General features: G+C 61.7%; 12 protein-coding genes. 8 read left to right on the forward strand and 4 right to left on the reverse strand.

Translation table 11 applies throughout. The features are described 5' to 3' along the window. The first annotated feature begins 52 nt into the window (after positions 1 to 52). The 7 genes from AC1Q9F_RS01775 (at position 53) to AC1Q9F_RS01805 (ending at position 13561) form a co-directional block, all read left to right on the forward strand. Positions 53 to 1369: an MdtA/MuxA family multidrug efflux RND transporter periplasmic adaptor subunit gene (locus AC1Q9F_RS01775; protein ID WP_492619170.1), complete on the forward strand. Its 1317-nt coding sequence runs from the start codon at positions 53 to 55 to the stop codon at positions 1367 to 1369. Further along, positions 1366 to 4470, forward strand: coding sequence for an MdtB/MuxB family multidrug efflux RND transporter permease subunit (locus tag AC1Q9F_RS01780; RefSeq protein ID WP_085604098.1), 3105 nt, complete (start codon positions 1366 to 1368; stop codon positions 4468 to 4470). The genes AC1Q9F_RS01775 and AC1Q9F_RS01780 overlap by 4 nt, the downstream gene beginning before the upstream one ends. Continuing rightward, positions 4467 to 7574, forward strand: a complete 3108-nt coding sequence (locus AC1Q9F_RS01785; protein WP_492619169.1) for an efflux RND transporter permease subunit — start codon at positions 4467 to 4469, stop codon at positions 7572 to 7574. The genes AC1Q9F_RS01780 and AC1Q9F_RS01785 overlap by 4 nt, the downstream gene beginning before the upstream one ends. Beyond that, positions 7571 to 9040, forward strand: a complete 1470-nt coding sequence (locus tag AC1Q9F_RS01790; RefSeq protein WP_492619168.1) for an efflux transporter outer membrane subunit — start codon at positions 7571 to 7573, stop codon at positions 9038 to 9040. The genes AC1Q9F_RS01785 and AC1Q9F_RS01790 overlap by 4 nt, the downstream gene beginning before the upstream one ends. Positions 9041 to 9349: 309 nt before the next feature. Continuing rightward, the gene (locus AC1Q9F_RS01795) at positions 9350 to 11431 is read left to right on the forward strand and encodes a putative bifunctional diguanylate cyclase/phosphodiesterase (RefSeq protein WP_179695157.1); all 2082 of its coding nucleotides are present in this window, start codon (positions 9350 to 9352) and stop codon (positions 11429 to 11431) included. An 85-nt stretch (positions 11432 to 11516) separates the two neighbouring features. Beyond that, entirely contained in the window at positions 11517 to 12263 is a 747-nt protein-coding gene (locus AC1Q9F_RS01800) for an SDR family oxidoreductase (RefSeq protein ID WP_207986111.1), read from the forward strand. A gap of 158 nt (positions 12264 to 12421) precedes the next feature. Then, a complete protein-coding gene (locus tag AC1Q9F_RS01805; protein ID WP_492619167.1) occupies positions 12422 to 13561 on the forward strand; it encodes a Kelch repeat-containing protein in 1140 nt (379 codons plus the stop codon). 8 nt (positions 13562 to 13569) lie between these two features. On the opposite strand, the gene mapR is transcribed toward AC1Q9F_RS01805, so the two are convergent. The 3 genes from mapR to AC1Q9F_RS01820 all read right to left on the reverse strand — a co-directional run bounded on the left by mapR (position 13570) and on the right by AC1Q9F_RS01820 (position 16986). Continuing rightward, complete coding sequence (gene mapR, locus AC1Q9F_RS01810) at positions 13570 to 14979, reverse strand: GntR family transcriptional regulator MpaR (RefSeq protein ID WP_410238675.1); 1410 nt, start codon at positions 14977 to 14979, stop codon at positions 13570 to 13572. Positions 14980 to 15111: 132 nt separating this feature from the next. Further along, entirely contained in the window at positions 15112 to 16542 is a 1431-nt protein-coding gene (gene ccoG / locus AC1Q9F_RS01815) for a cytochrome c oxidase accessory protein CcoG (RefSeq protein ID WP_492619166.1), read from the reverse strand. Positions 16543 to 16737: 195 nt separating this feature from the next. After that, positions 16738 to 16986 (reverse strand): DUF3203 family protein, encoded by a 249-nt coding sequence (locus AC1Q9F_RS01820; protein ID WP_492619165.1) that lies wholly within the window; start codon positions 16984 to 16986, stop codon positions 16738 to 16740. A gap of 123 nt (positions 16987 to 17109) precedes the next feature. On the opposite strand from AC1Q9F_RS01820, the gene AC1Q9F_RS01825 reads away from it, so the two are divergent. Then, the gene (locus AC1Q9F_RS01825; RefSeq protein WP_262192505.1) at positions 17110 to 17616 is read left to right on the forward strand and encodes an MgtC/SapB family protein; all 507 of its coding nucleotides are present in this window, start codon (positions 17110 to 17112) and stop codon (positions 17614 to 17616) included. Here AC1Q9F_RS01825 and AC1Q9F_RS01830 read toward each other — a convergent pair whose 3' ends face one another. Continuing rightward, a complete protein-coding gene (locus AC1Q9F_RS01830; RefSeq protein WP_007952133.1) occupies positions 17617 to 17775 on the reverse strand; it encodes a hypothetical protein in 159 nt (52 codons plus the stop codon). It abuts the gene before it with no gap. Positions 17776 to 17964 lie beyond the last annotated feature (189 nt).

The raw sequence follows: 17964 nt of genomic DNA on the forward strand, positions 1-17964 counted from the left end.
TCCCTACCAGTGCTTATCGTTCAGCCTCCCGTAAAAGAAGCCCACGCGCCCAATGGTTAATCACTCCATGCAATCGTCTTCCCGAAACTCCCGTCGCTGGCTGTTGAGCCTGCTTGTCCTGCTTGTCCTGCTGGTCATTGCCGGTCTGTGCTGGAAATTCTGGCCCGCCGGTTCGACCCACAAGGAGGGCGGCGAGAAGGCGCAGGCCGGTCACACCGGCCGTTCGGGGATGATGCGTCCGGGCTTCGGCGGGGCGGCAGGGCCGATTCCGGTGCGTGTGGCGCCGGCGGTCACCGGGGACTTCCCGCTTTACTACAAGGCCTTGGGCACGGTGACGGCGCTCAACACCATCAATGTGCGCAGCCGGGTCGGCGGCGAGCTGGTGAAGATCTATTTCGAGGAAGGGCAGATGGTCAAGGCCGGCGACCTGCTGGCGGAGATCGACCCGCGCTCGTACCAGAACGCCTTGCTCCAGGCTGAAGGCACCTTGCTGCAGAACCAGGCGCAGTTGAAGAATGCGCAGGTCGATGTCGAGCGTTATCGCGGTCTTTACAAGGAAGACAGCATCGCCAAGCAGACCCTGGACACCGCTGAAGCGCTGGTCGGCCAATACCTCGGCACCGTGAAAACCAATCAGGCGGCGGTCAACGACGCCAAGCTCAATCTCGAATTCACCAAGATCCGCGCACCGATTGCCGGTCGCGTCGGCCTGCGTCAGCTCGACGTTGGCAACCTCGTGGCGGCCAACGACACCACGTTCCTCGCGGTGATCACTCAGACCCAACCAATCAGCGTCGCCTTCACCCTGCCGGAAAACAGCCTGGAAACCGTGCTCGCCCGCTACCGCAGCGGCGCCAAACTGCCGGCCGAGGCCTGGGATCGTGGCGACACCAAACTGCAGGCCACCGGCGTGCTGCAAAGCCTCGACAACCAGATCGACGTGACCACCGGCACCCTGAAATTCAAGGCGCGCTACGAGAACCGCGATCAGTCGCTGTTCCCCAACCAGTTCGTCAACGTTCATCTGCTGGCTGACACCCTGAAAGGTGTGGTGCTGGCTCCATCGGCTGCCATTCAGTTCGGCACCAACGGCACCTTTGTCTACGCGCTGGACGGCGACAAGAAAGTCACCATCCGCCAATTGAAGATCGGCGCCAGCGACGGTGAAAACACCGTGATCACCGAAGGCCTGGCCGCCGGCGATCGCGTAGTGCTGGAAGGCACTGACCGTCTGAAGGAAGGCAGCGAAGTGGAAGTGGTCAACGACAGCAAGGACGTGCCGACCACCCCGACCGAACACCTGCAAGGCAAGTCCGCCGCTACCGCGCCTGACGCCACCGTCACTGACAAGGCCAAGAAGGGCGCATGAACATTTCGCGTCTGTTCATCCTCCGCCCGGTCGCCACCACGCTGAGCATGCTGGCCATCGTGCTGGCCGGTCTGATCGCCTATCGCCTGCTGCCGGTCTCGGCCTTGCCGCAGGTCGATTACCCGACCATCCGGGTCATGACCCTGTATCCGGGCGCCAGTCCGGACGTGATGACCAGTGCCGTCACCGCGCCGCTGGAACGTCAGTTCGGGCAGATGCCGGGCCTGACGCAAATGGCCTCGACCAGTTCTGGCGGCGCGTCGGTGCTGACCCTGCGTTTCAGCCTCGACATCAACATGGACGTCGCCGAACAGCAGGTGCAGGCCGCGATCAACGCCGCGACCAACCTGTTGCCGACCGATTTGCCGGCGCCGCCGGTGTACAACAAGGTCAACCCGGCGGACACCCCGGTGCTGACCCTGGCCATCACCTCGAAAACCATGTTGCTGCCCAAACTCAATGACCTGGTCGATACTCGCATGGCGCAGAAGATCGCCCAGATCAGCGGCGTCGGCATGGTCAGCATTGCCGGCGGTCAGCGTCAGGCGGTGCGGATCAAGGTCAACCCTGAAGCGCTCGCGGCCAACGGCCTGAACCTGTCGGATGTGCGCACGCTGATCAGCGCATCCAACGTCAACCAGCCCAAGGGCAACTTCGACGGCCCGACCCGGGTGTCGATGCTCGACGCCAACGACCAGCTGACCTCGCCCAAGGATTACGCCAACCTGATCCTGGCTTACGCCAACGGCGCGCCGTTGCGGCTCAAGGATGTCGCTCAGATTGTCGACGGCGCCGAGAACGAGCGTCTGGCGGCGTGGGCCAACCAGAATCAGGCTGTTCTGCTGAACATCCAGCGTCAGCCGGGCGCCAACGTGATCGAAGTGGTCGACCGGATCAAGGCGCTGCTGCCGAGCATCACCGACAACCTGCCGGCCGGTCTCGACGTGGTCGTGCTGACCGACCGCACCCAGACCATCCGCGCCTCGGTCACCGACGTGCAACATGAACTGCTGATCGCCATCGCGCTGGTGGTGATGGTGACGTTCCTGTTCCTGCGGCGTGCCAGTGCGACGATCATTCCGTCGGTGGCCGTGCCGCTGTCGCTGATCGGTACGTTCGGCGTCATGTATTTGGCCGGCTTCTCGGTCAACAACCTGACATTGATGGCCCTGACCATCGCCACCGGTTTTGTGGTCGACGATGCGATCGTGATGCTGGAAAACATCGCGCGTTTCATCGAGGAGGGCGACAGCCCGATGCAGGCCGCGCTCAAGGGCGCGAAGCAGATCGGTTTCACCCTGATTTCCCTGACCCTGTCGCTGATCGCGGTACTGATTCCTTTGCTGTTCATGGCCGACGTGGTGGGGCGGTTGTTCCGCGAATTCGCCATCACCCTGGCAGTGGCGATCCTGATTTCCCTGGTGGTCTCGCTGACCCTGACGCCGATGATGTGCGCACGTCTGCTCAAGCGTGAACCAGAGCCACATGAACAGGGCCGTTTCTACCGCGCCAGTGGCGCGTTCATCGACTGGATGATCGCCGCGTACGGGCGCAAATTGCAGTGGGTACTCAAGCACCAGCCGCTGACCCTGCTGGTGGCCATCGGCACACTGGCCCTGACCGTGTTCCTTTATATGGTGGTGCCCAAGGGCTTCTTCCCGGTGCAGGACACCGGGGTGATCCAGGGCATTTCCGAAGCGCCGCAGTCGATTTCATTTGCCGCCATGGGCGAGCGTCAGCAGGCGCTGGCCAAGGTGATTCTCGAAGATCCGGCGGTCGAAAGCCTGTCGTCCTATATCGGTGTCGACGGTGACAACGCCACGCTCAACAGCGGTCGGCTGCTGATCAACCTCAAGCCCCATGGCCAGCGTGATCTGACGGCGACCGAAGTGATTGCCCGCCTGCAACCGCAGCTGGACAAGCTTGTCGGCATCCGTCTGTTCATGCAGCCGGTGCAGGACCTGACCATCGAAGACCGCGTCAGCCGCACGCAGTATCAGTTCAGCATGTCCTCGCCGGATTCCGAATTGCTCAGCCTGTGGAGCGGCCGTCTGGTCGAGGCCCTGGCCCAGCGTCCGGAACTGACCGACGTCGCCAGCGATTTGCAGGACAAAGGCTTGCAGGTGTTTCTGGTGATCGACCGCGACGCCGCTTCACGGCTGGGCGTGTCAGTGTCGAACATCACCGATGCGCTGTATGACGCGTTCGGCCAGCGGCAGATATCGACCATCTATACCCAGGCCAGCCAGTACCGCGTGGTGCTGCAGGCTCAGGCCGGAGAGAAGATCGGCCCGCAGGCGCTGGATCAGATTCACGTCAAGACCACCGATGGCGGGCAGGTGCGGTTGTCGAGCCTGGCCCACGTCGAAGAGCGGCAGGCGCAACTGGCGATCACCCACATCGGCCAGTTCCCGGCGGTGATGATGTCGTTCAACCTCGCACCCGGCGTGGCGCTGGGGCATGCGGTGGACATCATCGAGCAGGTGCAGAAGGACATCGGCATGCCGATCGGCGTGCAGACCCAGTTCCAGGGCGCGGCCGAAGCGTTCCAGGCATCGCTGTCGAGCACCTTGCTGCTGATTCTGGCGGCGGTGGTGACCATGTACATCGTGCTCGGCGTGCTTTACGAGAGCTACATTCACCCGATCACCATCCTCTCGACCTTGCCGTCGGCGGCGGTGGGGGCGTTGCTGGCGTTGCTGCTCAGCGGCAATGATCTGGGCATGATCGCGATCATCGGCATCATTCTGCTGATCGGTATCGTGAAGAAGAACGCGATCATGATGATCGACTTCGCCCTCGACGCCGAACGCACTCAGGGCATGGCGCCGGAGCAGGCGATCTATCAGGCGGCGCTGTTGCGCTTCCGGCCGATTCTGATGACCACGCTGGCTGCGCTGTTCGGCGCGGTGCCGTTGATGCTGGCTACCGGTTCCGGCGCTGAATTGCGTCAGCCGCTGGGTCTGGTGATGGTTGGCGGGTTGCTGGTGAGTCAGGTGCTGACGCTGTTCACCACCCCGGTGATCTACCTGTACTTCGATCGTCTCGGCCGGCGCTGGGGCCGTGCACCGTCGGCCGTGGAGCCGGTGGAACAGCCATGAACCTGTCCGGTCCTTTCATCAAGCGCCCGGTGGCGACCATGCTCCTGAGCCTGGCGATCATGCTGCTGGGCGGTGTGAGCTTCGGTCTGCTGCCGGTGTCGCCGCTGCCGCAAATGGACTTCCCGGTGATCGTGGTGCAGGCGAGCCTGCCCGGCGCCAGTCCGGAAGTCATGGCGTCCACCGTGGCCACGCCGCTGGAGCGCTCGTTCGGCGCCATCGCCGGCGTCAACACCATGAGCAGCCGCTCCAGCCAGGGTTCGACCCGGGTGATTCTGCAATTCGACCTCGACCGCGACATCAACGGCGCGGCGCGGGAAGTGCAGGCGGCGATCAACGCTTCGCGCAACCTGCTGCCGAGCGGGATGCGCAGCATGCCGACCTACAAGAAGGTCAACCCGTCGCAGGCACCGATCATGGTGTTGTCGCTGACCTCGGACGTGCTGGAAAAAGGCCAGCTCTATGACCTGGCCTCGACCATCCTGTCCCAGAGCCTGTCCCAGGTGCAGGGTGTTGGTGAAGTGCAGATCGGCGGCAGTTCCCTGCCGGCGGTGCGCATCGAACTCGAACCCCAGGCGCTGAACCAGTACGGCGTAGCGCTGGACGATGTGCGCAAGACGATCGCCGAAGCCAACGTGCGCCGGCCCAAGGGTTCGGTCGAGGACGACCAGCGCCTGTGGCAGATCCAGGCCAACGACCAGTTGGAGAAAGCCAAGGATTACGAGTCGCTGATCATCCACTACAACGGCGGCGCAGCCCTGCGCCTGAAAGACGTGGCCAAGGTCAGCGACGGCGTGGAAGACCGCTACAACAGCGGTTTCTTCAACGATGATGCGGCGGTGCTGCTGGTGATCAACCGCCAGGCCGGCGCCAACATCATTGAGACGGTCAACGAGATCAAGGCGCAGTTGCCGGCGTTGCAGGCGGTACTTCCGGCCAGCGTCAAACTGAACCTGGCGATGGACCGTTCGCCGGTGATCAAGGCTACCCTGCACGAAGCGGAAATGACCCTGCTGATCGCCGTGGCACTGGTGATCCTGGTGGTGTTCCTGTTTCTCGGTAACTTCCGCGCGTCCCTGATTCCGACGCTGGCGGTGCCGGTGTCGCTGGTCGGCACCTTTGCGGTGATGTACCTCTACGGATTCTCGCTGAACAATCTGTCGCTGATGGCGCTGATTCTCGCCACCGGGCTGGTGGTGGACGACGCCATCGTGGTGCTGGAGAACATTTCCCGGCACATCGACGAAGGCGTCAAACCGATGAAGGCCGCGTACCTTGGGGCCAAGGAAGTCGGGTTTACCTTGCTGTCGATGAACGTCTCGCTGGTGGCGGTGTTCCTGTCGATCCTGTTCATGGGCGGGATCATCGAAAGCCTGTTCCGCGAGTTTTCCATCACCCTGGCCGCAGCCATCGTGGTATCGCTGGTGGTTTCCCTGACGCTGACCCCGATGCTCTGCGCCCGCTGGCTCAAACCGCACACGCCGGGTGAGGAAAACCGCCTGCAACGCTGGAGCCGCCGCACCAACGACTGGATGGTCGGCAAGTACGCCACCAGCCTCGACTGGGTGTTGCGCCACCGTCGCCTGACGTTGCTGAGCCTGATCATCACCGTCGGGGTGAACGTCGCCCTCTATGTGGTGGTGCCGAAAACCTTCATGCCGCAGCAGGACACCGGCCAGTTGATCGGTTTTGTGCGCGGTGACGACGGCCTGTCGTTCAGCGTGATGCAGCCGAAAATGGAAGTCTTCCGCCGCGCCGTGCTCAAGGACGAGGCGGTCGAGAGCGTGGCCGGGTTCATCGGTGGCACCAACGGAACCAACAACGCTTTCATGCTGGTACGCCTGAAACCGATCAAGGAGCGCAATCTGTCGGCGCAGAAAGTCATCGAGCGCCTGCGCAAGGAAATGCCCAAGGTGGCCGGTGCGCAGTTGATGCTGATGGCCGACCAGGACCTGCAATTCGGCGGTGGTCGCGAGCAGACCACTTCGCAGTACAGCTACATCCTGCAAAGTGGTGATCTAGGCGCCTTGCGCGAGTGGTATCCGAAAGTGGTCACCGCGTTGCGAGCCTTGCCGGAACTGACTGCCATCGACGCCCGTGAAGGACGCGGTGCGCAGCAGGTGACGCTGATCGTCGACCGCGATCAGGCCAAGCGCCTGGGCGTGGACATGAACATGGTCACGGCCGTGCTCAACAACGCCTACAGTCAGCGGCAGATTTCCACGATCTACGACAGCCTCAACCAGTATCAGGTGGTGATGGAGGTCAATCCGAAATATGCCCAGGATCCGGTGACGCTCAAGCAGGTTCAGGTGATCACCGCCGACGGCGCACGGATTCCGCTGTCGACCTTCGCCCATTACGAAAACAGCCTGGAAGACGACCGGGTCAGCCATGAAGGCCAGTTTGCCTCCGAGAGCATTTCCTTCGACATGGCCGAAGGCGTGACGGTGGAGCAGGGCAGTGCCGCTATCGAGCGGGCGATTGCCAAGGTCGGCCTGCCCGAAGACGTGATCGCAAAAATGGCCGGCACAGCCGACGCTTTCGCCGCCACCCAGAAGAGCCAGCCGTTCATGATCCTCGGTGCGCTGCTGGCGGTGTATCTGGTGCTGGGCGTGCTGTATGAAAGTTACATTCACCCGCTGACGATTCTGTCGACGCTGCCGTCGGCCGGGGTCGGCGCGTTGCTGTCGATCTATGTGCTGGGCGGCGAGTTCAGCCTGATCTCGCTGCTCGGGCTGTTCCTGCTGATCGGCGTGGTGAAGAAAAACGCGATCCTGATGATCGACCTGGCGCTGCAACTGGAGCGTCATCAAGGCATGGCGCCGCTGGAGTCGATTCGCAGCGCCTGTCTGCGACGCTTGCGACCGATCCTGATGACCACGCTTGCGGCGATTCTCGGCGCCTTGCCGTTGCTGCTCGGCCGGGCCGAAGGCGCGGAAATGCGCCAGCCGCTGGGCCTTACGATTATCGGCGGGCTGGTCTTCAGCCAGGTGCTGACCCTTTACACCACGCCTGTGGTTTACCTCTATCTCGACAAGCTGCGCCACCGTTTCAACAAATGGCGTGGCGTGCGCACCGATGCCGCTCTGGAAACTCCGCTATGACTGACCGTTCGCTTATCAATCTGGCTACCGCTCGTGGCTCGCGCCTGCTGAGCCTGTCCCTGTGCGTGGCGATGCTCAGTGCCTGCGCCGTCGGCCCGGACTACCAGCGCCCGCAGACCGCCGAAATCGCCCAGTACAAGGAAGCCGAAGGCTGGCGTCAGGCCAACCCGAGCGATTCCCTGGCGCGCGGTGCCTGGTGGGAGCTGTATGGCGACCGTCAGCTCAACGAGCTGATCGAGAAACTCAACAGTTCCAACCAGACCGTCGCCCAATCCGAGGCCCAGTACCGTCAGGCCCAGGCCTTGGTGCGCAGCGCGCGCGGGGCGTTTTACCCGAGCGTTGATCTGAGCGCTGGCAAGACCCGCTCCAGCCAGGGCACCGGGAGCAGCAGTTCAAGCCTGAGCAGTTCCTCCAGCGGTATTCGTGACACCTACAACGCGCAACTGGGCGTGAGTTGGGAGGCGGATGTCTGGGGCAAGTTGCGCCGTGGCCTGGAAGCCAATGAAGCCAGCGCCCAGGCGAGCTACGCCGATCTGGCGGCGATGCGCTTGAGTCAGCAGTCGGAGCTGGTGCAGAACTACCTGCAACTGCGGGTGATCGATCAGCAGAAACGTTTGCTCGAATCGACAGTAGCGGCGTACGAACGCTCGCTGAAAATGACCATGAACCAGTACAACGCCGGGGTTTCCGGGCGTGATGCGGTGGCGCAGGCGCAGACCCAGCTGAAAACAACTCAGGGCGATCTGGTGGACCTGATCTGGCAACGGGCGCAGTTCGAAAACGCCATCGCGGTACTGACCGGCCAGCCGCCCGCCGAATTCAACATTGCCGAAACTCAGGACATTCCCAAGCTGCCGCAGATCCCGTTGAGCCTGCCGTCGCAATTGCTCGAGCGCCGCCCGGACATCGCCTCGGCCGAGCGCTCGGTGATCGCCGCCAACGCCAACATCGGCGTGGCCAAGGCTGCTTACTACCCGGACTTCAGCCTGAGCCTGAGCGGCGGCTACAGCAGCAGTACCTCGCAGAACCTCATCAGCCTGCCGAACCGCTTCTGGTCGGTGGGGCCGAAAATGACTTTGCCGCTGTTCGACGGCGGCATCCGTTCGGCCGAAGTCGACCGCACCGAAGCGGTATACGACCAGACCGTCGCCAAATACCGCCAGACCGTCCTCGACGGTTTCCGCGAAGTGGAAAACTATCTGGTGCAGTTGAAGGTGTACGAGGACGAAGCGGCCGTGCGCCAGGAAGCCCTCGACGCAGCACGGGATTCGTTGCGTCTGACCGAAAACCAGTACAAGGCCGGGGTGATTGCTTATCTGGATGTGGTGGTGGTTCAGGCGACGGCGCTGAGTAATGAGCGCACTGTCCTGAATATCCTGCAGAGCCGTTTGATTGCCAGTGTGCAGCTGATTGCGGCGCTGGGCGGTGGCTGGGACGGGCAGCTGGAAACCAGTCAGAACCCTTAAGGCTGCCTGATCGTTCCCACGCTCTGCGTGGGAATGCCTCTACGGACGCTCCGCGTTCGGCTTTGGAAGGGACGCGGAGCGTCCCGGGCCGCATTCCCACGCGGAGCGTGGGAACGATCTGCCGGCGAGGCGGACGATCTGCTCAAGACACCGAAATAGAGCCTTGTCAGACGATCAAACAAGCGTTTCATCGGGTTGATGGCCATTTGATTACTTTGTCAGTGCGTTCTTCTGTGCAATCAGTACAATCGGCGCATTTGGCCCCGCTGAGAACGGACGCAGTACGGCGGGGTGGTCACGAGAATTCTCATGCTCATCGGTAGCTATTCCTTCACGCTGGTTTTCATTTCGCTGTGTGTGGCGATCCTCGCTTCCTACACCGCGCTCGATCTCACCGGGCGCATTGCCACTGCCAAGGGCCGCGCCGTGCATTTATGGACGGCCGGCGGGGCATTCGCCATGGGCATCGGCGTCTGGTCGATGCACTTCATTGGCATGCTGGCGTTCAAGCTGCCGATCAGCCTCGGTTACGACATTTCAATCACGGCGCTCTCATTGCTGATCGCTGTGCTGTCCTGCGGTTTTGCCCTGTGGCTGGTCAGCCAGCCGAAACTGCCGGCCTGGCAACTGGCCTTTGGCGCGTTGATCATGGGTGCCGGTATCAGCGCCATGCATTACACCGGCATGGCCGCGATGCGCATGCAGCCGGGCATCGACTACGATCCGACACTGTTCGGCGCCTCGCTGTTGATCGCCGTCGGCGCTTCGGCGGCAGCGCTGTGGATCGCATTTCGTCTGCGTCAGCAGTCACCCTACGTTCGACTCTTTCGTGCGGGGGCGGCGATTGTCATGGGCGTGGCGATTGTCGGCATGCACTACACCGGCATGGCGGCGGCGCGGTTTCCCGACGGCAGTTTCTGTGGTGCGGCACTCAGCGGCCTGAACGGCAACGGCCTCGACAATCTGGTGCTGATCACCACGCTGGCGGTGCTGGCCATCGCGCTGCTGACCTCGATTCTCGACGCGCGTCTCGAAGCCCGCACCGCCGATCTGGCCCATTCGTTGACCGTGGCCAACCGCGAACTGACCCAACTGGCTCTGCACGACACCCTGACCGGTCTGCCCAACCGCATGCTGCTGGACGACCGGATCAATCAGGCGATGAAAAAGGTCAACGAGCAGGGCGGTTGTTTTGCGCTGATGTTCATCGATCTGGACGGCTTCAAACCGGTCAATGACGCGTTCGGTCACCACATGGGTGACCAGTTGCTGCGCGAAGTCGGGATACGTCTGCGTGAGGATTTGCGCAGTCTCGATACCTTGGCGCGGATAGGCGGTGATGAGTTTGTCCTGCTGGTGCGCCTGACCGAGCCCAACGATGCACTGGGCCTGGCGGCGCGTCAGGTCGGCCTGATCGCGCAGTCGTTCCGGGTCGCCGAACATGAGCTGCAGATTTCCGCCAGCGTCGGCATCGCCCTGTATCCGGGCAACGGCCAGAACGCCCAGGAACTGCTGATGAACGCCGACGCCGCGATGTACCACGCCAAGGGCGGCGGCAAAAACGGCTACAGCTTCTTCGACGCCTCAATGAACAGCAACGCGCGCAAGCAACTTCAACTGCTGCAGGACTTGCGGGCGGCACTGGAGCACGGCGAATTCAGCCTCCACTACCAACCCAAATTCCATGCGGCCGACGGTCGTCCAGTCGGTGCTGAGGCCTTGTTGCGCTGGGAACACCCGACCCACGGCATGCTGATGCCGGACAAGTTCATCGATCTGGCGGAGAAGACCGGGCTGATCATTCCGATTGGCGAGTGGGTGCTCAACGAAGCCTGCCGGCAGATGCGCGAATGGTACGTGCTGGGTTACACCGACTGGCGGATCGCCGTGAACCTGTCGGCGTTGCAGTTCTGCCATTCAGGGCTGGTGCGCAGCGTGGCCAAGGCGTTGGCCACCCACCATTTGCCGGCCAACAGCCTGACCCTGGAAATCACCGAAACCACCGCCATGAGCGACGCCGATGCGAGCATGACGGTGTTGCAGGAGCTGTCCGACATGGGCGTTGACCTGTCCATCGACGACTTCGGCACCGGTTATTCGAGCCTGATGTACCTCAAGCGTCTGCCGGCCAACGAGCTGAAGATCGACCGCGGTTTCGTCCGCGATCTGGAGCACGACAGCGATGACGCGGCCATCGTCTCGGCGATCGTCGCCCTCGGTCAGGCGCTGGGGCTGCGCATCGTGGCTGAAGGTGTGGAGACCGATTCGCAGCAGGATTTCCTCACGCAACTGGGCTGCGATTCGCTGCAAGGTTATCTGCTCGGTCACCCGATGCCGGCGGATCGCTTCCTGCAGGACATCGTGCGCGGCAAACCATTGGCGGTGAGCTGAGCCGCTAATCGCAGGTCATGCAAAACCCTGCAATGACGGTTATTCTTGCCCCGACTGTTACGTGTGCATCGGGGGAAAGGCCAGCATGGATAAAGTCATTGTGATCACCGGCGGCGGTCGTGGAATCGGCGCCGCCACTGCGTTGTTGGCTGCCGAGCAAGGCTACCGGATCTGCATCAATTACCAGACGGACGAACAGGCCGCTCACCACGTGCTCGACCAGGTGCGTGAGCGCGGCGCCACGGCCATCGCGGTGCGTGCCGACGTCAGTATCGAAGACGAAGTGGTCGCGCTGTTCAACCGGGTCGACAGCGAACTGGGCCGGGTCACCGCCCTGGTCAACAACGCCGGCACCGTGGGGCAAAAATCCCGGGTCGACGAAATGTCCGAATTCCGCATCCTCAAAATCATGAAAACCAACGTCCTGGCGCCGATCCTTTGCGCCAAGCACGCGATCCTGCGCATGTCGCCCAAACATGGCGGGCAGGGCGGCAGCATCGTCAACGTCTCATCGGTCGCCGCGCGGCTGGGCTCGCCCAACGAGTACGTCGATTACGCCGCCTCAAAAGGTGCGCTGGATACGTTTACCATCGGTCTGTCCAAGGAAGTGGCGGGCGAGGGGATTCGGGTGAATGCGGTGCGTCCGGGTTACATCTATACCGATTTCCACGCGTTGAGCGGCGACCCGGATCGGGTCAGCAAGCTGGAGTCGGCCATTCCGATGGCCCGGGGCGGGCGGCCGGATGAGGTGGCGGAGGCGATTGTGTGGTTGCTGTCGGACAAGGCTTCGTATGCGACCGGCACCTTCGTCGATCTTGGCGGCGGCCGCTAGACCGGACGAGGTGACAGCCTCCTGTTTTTTATCGTTGTCAACCTGTTGGTTCTGACAGTTTACGCTGCTTGCCGCTGCGCCTAGATTAGGCGCAGCGGACTTAGGCGACTCGATTCATGTATCGCGCTGTCCGTTTCTGGCGAAGCAGGAGCAGCGTGATGCAAATGATCAAAGGTGGGACCTTCGAACCGACTTCATCCATGATGGTGCCACGTGCGTTGCACACTGCGACCTTGCTTGCGAGCGGCAATGTGCTGGTTGCCGGTGGCCTTAACGCTGCCGCGGCATCTGGAGCGTACCCTCAGTCTGTACGCTTTGAGGCGCTGTTCCCTGGCGGGATGAACCTTGAACAGCAAACGTTCACATCAAGCGTTGAACGCTATGACCCGAATCAGCAAAAGTGGTCATCGGCCGCACCCCTTCATAGGGCACGTTCGTCTCACACTGCGGTTCTTCTTCGTTCCGGGCTGGTCATGGTCACAGGTGGCAGTGATGGAACAACCCTGCGAAGCAGCGAGTTATATGACGCGCCGAGCAATCAATGGATTGCATCCGCTGACCTGAAGATTCCGCGCTTTGCTCATACCGCCACGTTATTGCCTTCCGGCGAAGTTCTGGTGGTGGGTGGAAACAATCTGCAGTCGAGTGGTGGTGATGTGCTTGCCAGTGTCGAGAGGTTTGACCCGGCAACCGGCCAATGGGCTGATGTGCCTAGCCTGCCAGTCGCAAGAATGAATCACACGGCTACATTGCTCGATACAGGCGAGCTTCTGGTTGCTGGTGGTTACTCGGCAACCGACAACGCCGCATTGCGCAGCGCCTGTATTTTCGACCCCCAACGCCGCCTCTGGAGAGAAATCGAACCACTGCCGACGCCTCGAATGCTGCAAACCGCGACGCTGCTGGAAGATGGGCGCGTTCTGCTGGTCGGGGGGGCTGACGAACCTTTCGGCTTACCGTTGAACAGTGGCGTACTTTATTGTCCGAAAGACGAAACCTGGCAGCCGACGACTGCGCTGCAGGTTACTCGCAGTCGGCATACCGCGACCAGATTGAAGAGTGGTGAGGTGCTTGTGGCGGGGAGTACCGGGATTTTCGACACAGGAGATGCGTGGTCCGCCGAAATCTATAACCCTGCCTCCAATGAGTGGGCCCGAGTCGGTGACTTGAGCGACGGGCGTCATTCGCACAGCGCTACTCTGCTCGACTCTGGTGCAGTGCTGATTGCTGCAGGACAGATCCCGACACCCGACCCCGGATATACAAACAGTGCTGAACGGTTCAGCAACACGCCTTGAGTGACTGCTCAGAACGACCGCACAATCCGCCCCAGCGTCTCCATCGCCTTCTCCGAATCCTCGGTCCACGGGCTGCCGTAGTTCAAACGAATGCAATTCCTGAATCGTTGAGTCGGCGAAAAAATCGGCCCCGGCGCAATGCTGATGCCCTGCGCCAACGCCATCTGAAACAGCTTCAACGAGTCCATCTGCGGTGGCAGTTCCAGCCACAGGAAGTAGCCGCCCGCCGGTTGGCTCACGCGTGTCTGCGCCGGGAAGTAGCGGGCGATGGCGGCGAGCATCGCGCTTTGCTGTTCTTCCAGGGCGTAGCGCAGTTTGCGCAGGTGGCGGTCGTAGCCGCCGTGTTGCAGGTAGTCGGCGATGGCTGCTTGGGCCGGCATCGAGGCGCACAGCGAGGTCATCAGTTTCAGCCGTTCGATTTTCTGCGCGTAACGCCCGGCGGCGACCCAGCCGATGCGGTAGCCGGGGGCCAGGCTTTTGGCGAACGAGCCGCAATGCATCACCAGACCTTCAGTGTCGAAGGCCTTGGCCGGTTTCGGCGCTTGCTGGCCGTAATAAAGTTCGGCGTAGACGTCGTCTTCGATCAGCGGCACCTGATGCTGTTTCAGCAGTTCCACCAGTTCCTGTTTCTTGGCCTCGGGCATGGTCGCGCCCATCGGGTTCTGGAAACTGGTCATGCACCAGCAGGCCTTGATCGGGTGCCGCTCAAGTGTCTGGGCGAGTACGCCGAGGTCGATGCCATCGCGCGGGTGCACGGGGATTTCAACGGCTTTGAGTTTCAGGCGTTCCAGCACTTGCAGGCTGGCGTAAAACGCCGGGGCTTCGATGGCCACCAGGTCGCCGGGTTCGGTCACGGCTTGCAGGCACAGGTTCAGCGCTTCGAGGGCGCCGTTGGTGATCAACAGTTCTTCCATCGGCAGCATCAAGCCGCCGACCATGTAGCGCAGCGCGATCTGCCGACGCAGCTGCGGGTTGCCCGGTGACATGTCGGTGACCACCATGCGCGGGTCCATTTCCCGCGCGGCGCTGGCCAGTGAGCGGGACAGGCGTTGCAGCGGGAACAGGGTCGGGCTGGGGAACGCCGAGCCGAACGGTACGGTGCTCGGATCCTTGATCGACTCGAGAACCGAGAACACCAGTTCGCTGACGTCGACCTTGGTGGACTCGTTGACCTGGCTGCTGATCACCGGCTCCGAGAACGGACTCGGCGCGTGGGTGTTGACGAAGTAGCCGGAGCGGGGGCGGGCGCGGATCAGGCCTCGGCGTTCCAGCAAGTAATACGCCTGGAACACTGTGGACGGGCTGACGCCATAAGTCTGGCTTGCATAGCGCACCGACGGCACCCGCTGACCGGGGCCGAGGACGCCGGAGCGGATCAGTTCAGCGATGTCGTCGGCGAATTTTTCGTAGCGTTTCATCTTGGGTCCGGATTGATTTCATTCTGAAAGACCGTTTCGCCTTCATTCGCGAGCAAGCTCGCTCCCACAGTTGACCGCATTTCCCTGTGGGAGCGAGCTTGCTCGCGAATGGCTGCGCCGCAGTCTAAGGGATCAGCGATTCATCGGCGCAACAAACCGGCTCTTCGCCACGCTATAAACCTCAGGCTCATCACTGTCGGCAATCTTGAAGCTCAAGGTCTGCGAGCTGCTGGCCGCGCGTTCCGTGGTCATCGCCACCGACACCGGCACATCGACAATCTCGCCCGGTGCCAGGCTCAGTTCGGTCTTGCCTTGCAACTGGAAGCCTTCACCGTCGACCAACGTCAGGTTGTAGTCCTGGCGCTGCTGGGTCTTGTTGATGACCTTGAGGGTGTAGATGTTTTCGATCTGGCCCTGACCGTTTTCACGGAACAGGCCACGGTCCTTGGTCACGTCCAGCGACACCATCGGCCGTTCGACCAACGCGAGAGCGAGGGCGCCGATCATCACCACCAGCACCGCGACGTAGCCGATCAATCTCGGGCGCAACAAGTGCGTCTTGCCACCCTGCAACTCACGCTCGGAGGTATAGCGAATCAGACCACGGGCGTAATTCATCTTGTCCATGATCGAGTCGCAGGCATCGATGCACGCCGCGCAGCCGATGCATTCCATTTGCAGGCCGTCGCGGATGTCGATGCCGGTCGGGCAGACCTGCACGCACAGCTGGCAGTCGATGCAATCGCCGAGGCCGGCTTCGGCCGGTTTCACCTCGCGTTTGCGCGGGCCACGGTTTTCGCCACGGGCCACGTCGTAGGAAATCGCCAGGGTGTCCTTGTCGAACATCACACTCTGGAACCGCGCATACGGGCACATGTGCATGCACACCGCCTCACGCAGCCAGCCGGCATTGATGTAGGTGGCGGCGGTGAAGAACAGCACCCAGAACAGGCTGACGCCGCCGATCTGCAAGGTCAGCAGTTCTTCAGCCAATGGGCGGATCGGGGTGAAGTAACCGACAAAGGTCAGGCCGGTCAGCACGCTGATTGCCAGCCACAGCGTGTGCTTGGCCGCACGTCGTGCCAGTTTGTTCAGGCTCCAGGGCGCCGCTTGCAGCTTGATCCGCTGGTTGCGTTCGCCTTCGGTGATCTTCTCGCACCACATGAAGATCCATGTCCACGAACTCTGCGGACAGGTGTAACCACACCACACCCGGCCGGCGAACACGGTAATCGCGAACAGGCCGAATGCGGCGATGATCAGCAGCGCCGACAGCAGAATGAAATCCTGCGGCCAGAAGGTGGCGCCAAAGATGTGGAATTTGCTTTCGGAAAGGTCCCAGAGCACCGCCTGACGCCCGCCCCAGTTCAGCCACACCGTGCCGAAGAACAACAGGAACAGAAACCCCGCGCCACTCATGCGCAAGGTGCGAAACAGGCCGGTGAAGCTGCGGGTGAAAATCTGGTTGTCGCTGGTGGCGTGTTTCGCCTTCATTGGGCGCGCCGGTACTTTTTTTATCTGGGGAGATGCTTCTACGGTTCGGACGGGGATTCGTTCGCTCATGGTCGTTCGCTCATCAGCCTCCATCAGGCCAGGGAACTATGAGCGCCGATCTGTTTGCATAACAGACTCAGGTATTTCAATAAAAAGCGTATCAGATGGCTTTTTCAGCCACGCCTGCGACAACTTGAAGCAGCCCGCCGGCCAAGGCGCAGATGCCTATCCCAGACGCCTGCGCCGGTTGTTGATCGAGGTCAGTCAAATCACCGAATCACTATCGTCGGCCTTCAGGTGTTTGCGTCCATCCCGGGCGCCTGCGACGGTCAGTGCATCAGCTTCGGCTTCTGTGATGTAGATGCGCCGTCCTTCCACTTCGACGAACGACATGGATTTTTCGCTATCTGTTCTGACTTCCAGCGTGTCGCAGATCCGAATCTCTTCACCATTTTCCACGGTGAAAAAACAGACTTTCGATTCTGGATTGCTTTCATCGATACGAAGGGGCATGGGGCTGTCCTTTTTCACAGGGGATCTGAACAGTTAGGGTGCGCGGTTTTGCAGATCGTTCTACGCAACCGATTAATGGTCGCCGCTGTCCACCTTCTATAACCCCTTCACAAGGACTGCACGATGAACGCCTGGTGGCATGAAGTGTGGGAAACCCTGCAAGCGGAATTCGCCGACATCGGCGATGCATCGCAGCTGACGCGGATCACCGTGCGCCTGCTGATGGCAGCGATATTGGGCGGGATTCTCGGGTTCGAGCGCGAACACAAGGGCAAGGCAGCCGGGGTACGAACGCACATGCTGGTGGCCCTTGGTGCGGCGCTGTTTGTGCTGGTGCCGCAATTGTCCGGTTCCCAGGCCGATGCGATGAGCCGGGTGGTGCAGGGGGTGATTGCCGGGATCGGCTTTCTCGGCGCCGGCACCATCCTCAAGAACCACGAAGGTGACGAAGGCCACGTCAAAGGCCTGACCACCGCCGCCGGTTTGTGGATGACCGCCGCCATCGGCGTCGCGGCCGGTCTGGGCCGCGAAGCGACGGCAGTGCTCAGTACGTTGCTGGCGTTGGGGATTTTCAGCGTGATGCCGAGGATCGTGAAAATCTTTGAAAAAGATAATGACGATCCTCGCTGATCAGACGATCACCGGCGGCATGGTCGTCGGCGGTTCTTCCTTGGGCGGCGGCGTGGTGCCAGGCGGTTCCTGTTCGGGGATCGGCTGCGGTTCGGTCTCGGGCAGGACCGGTTTGTCGATGTTCGGATCAGGTGTTTCGGCCGGAATCGGAATAGTCATCGGGTGAACCTCCGTGTGGCACTTGGCGTGGGAAGTGCTTAAGTGGGTTGACCACTTCACTGCGAAATCGATCCGATTTTGTGGCGGGGCAAATCCCTGTGAACTTTTCCCGGCAACGGTCGCTCGGAACCTGAGAGAGTTCATCGCCGGGCGCAGGCCTGGCCGTGACCGCCAAACAGGCAAACGAGC

It is taken from the genome of Pseudomonas sp. GW823-FHT04A03 (assembly GCF_058796615.1).

Coding starts and splice junctions, on each gene's coding strand:
- AC1Q9F_RS01820 (WP_492619165.1), bottom strand. CDS start 16,986: ATGCCCCTTCGTATCGATGAAAGCAATCCAGAATCGAAAGTCTGTTTT.
- AC1Q9F_RS01800 (WP_207986111.1), top strand. CDS start 11,517: ATGGATAAAGTCATTGTGATCACCGGCGGCGGTCGTGGAATCGGCGCC.
- AC1Q9F_RS01790 (WP_492619168.1), top strand. CDS start 7,571: ATGACTGACCGTTCGCTTATCAATCTGGCTACCGCTCGTGGCTCGCGC.
- ccoG (WP_492619166.1), bottom strand. CDS start 16,542: ATGAGCGAACGAATCCCCGTCCGAACCGTAGAAGCATCTCCCCAGATA.
- mapR (WP_410238675.1), bottom strand. CDS start 14,979: ATGAAACGCTACGAAAAATTCGCCGACGACATCGCTGAACTGATCCGC.
- AC1Q9F_RS01785 (WP_492619169.1), top strand. CDS start 4,467: ATGAACCTGTCCGGTCCTTTCATCAAGCGCCCGGTGGCGACCATGCTC.
- AC1Q9F_RS01830 (WP_007952133.1), bottom strand. CDS start 17,775: ATGACTATTCCGATTCCGGCCGAAACACCTGATCCGAACATCGACAAA.
- AC1Q9F_RS01795 (WP_179695157.1), top strand. CDS start 9,350: ATGCTCATCGGTAGCTATTCCTTCACGCTGGTTTTCATTTCGCTGTGT.
- AC1Q9F_RS01775 (WP_492619170.1), top strand. CDS start 53: ATGGTTAATCACTCCATGCAATCGTCTTCCCGAAACTCCCGTCGCTGG.
- AC1Q9F_RS01805 (WP_492619167.1), top strand. CDS start 12,422: ATGCAAATGATCAAAGGTGGGACCTTCGAACCGACTTCATCCATGATG.
- AC1Q9F_RS01780 (WP_085604098.1), top strand. CDS start 1,366: ATGAACATTTCGCGTCTGTTCATCCTCCGCCCGGTCGCCACCACGCTG.
- AC1Q9F_RS01825 (WP_262192505.1), top strand. CDS start 17,110: ATGAACGCCTGGTGGCATGAAGTGTGGGAAACCCTGCAAGCGGAATTC.